Source organism: Sphingobium sp. (assembly GCF_041987595.1).
Lineage (GTDB): Bacteria > Pseudomonadota > Alphaproteobacteria > Sphingomonadales > Sphingomonadaceae > Sphingobium.
On sequence record NZ_JBHIWJ010000217.1, the window covers coordinates 1 to 682 of the forward strand.

Sequence of the window (682 nt, forward strand, 5' to 3'; positions counted from 1 at the left end):
AGACGCGCGGCGAAGCTGGCGGTGAAGGCGGCCGGCATATGCTGGGTGATGACCGTCGCCGGGCAGTCGGCGGGAAAGCCGCTCAACACCGTCAGCAGGGCCTCGACCCCGCCGGTGGACGAGCCGATGGCGAGGATCTGATTGGGATCGGCGTGATAGGCGCGCGGCGCCTCGGCGGCGGCGGGCGTATCGCCGCGGGCGCGGACGCGCGAACGGGCGGCCGTCTTCACCTTGCCGATCAGGTCGTGGAAGGCGTCGACGCTGGCCACCGCCGGCTTGGCCACCGCATCCACGGCGCCGATCTCCAGCGCGGCCAGGGTGACGTCCGTGCCCGCCGCCGTCAGGGTCGAGACCATGACCACCGGCATCGGCCGCAGCCGCATGATCTTTTCCAGGAACTCCAGCCCGTTCATGTTGGGCATTTCGACGTCGAGCGTAATGACGTCGGGGTTCAGGGCCTTGATCGCGGCGCGGGCCTCGATGGGATCGGCGGCGGTGCCGACGACCTCGATCTCAGGATCCGACTTCAGGGCGGCCGAGATCAGCCCGCGCATGGTCAGGCTGTCGTCGACGACGAGGACGCGGACAGGGCTCATGCGCCACCCAGGCGATAGGTGGTCAGGCCGGCGGTCTGAAGCTGGCTGGTCGCCGGGCCGGAGACGCGTTCGGAGTGACCGATGTA

1 protein-coding gene is annotated in these 682 nt (G+C 69.9%); it reads right to left on the reverse strand.

What is annotated here, in order from left to right; all coding sequences use genetic code 11:
• A partial coding sequence (locus ACFC3J_RS22830; RefSeq protein WP_375198190.1) for a response regulator occupies nucleotides 1-596 on the reverse strand: 596 nt, incomplete at its 3' end.
• Between the last annotated feature and the right edge of the window lie 86 nt (nucleotides 597-682).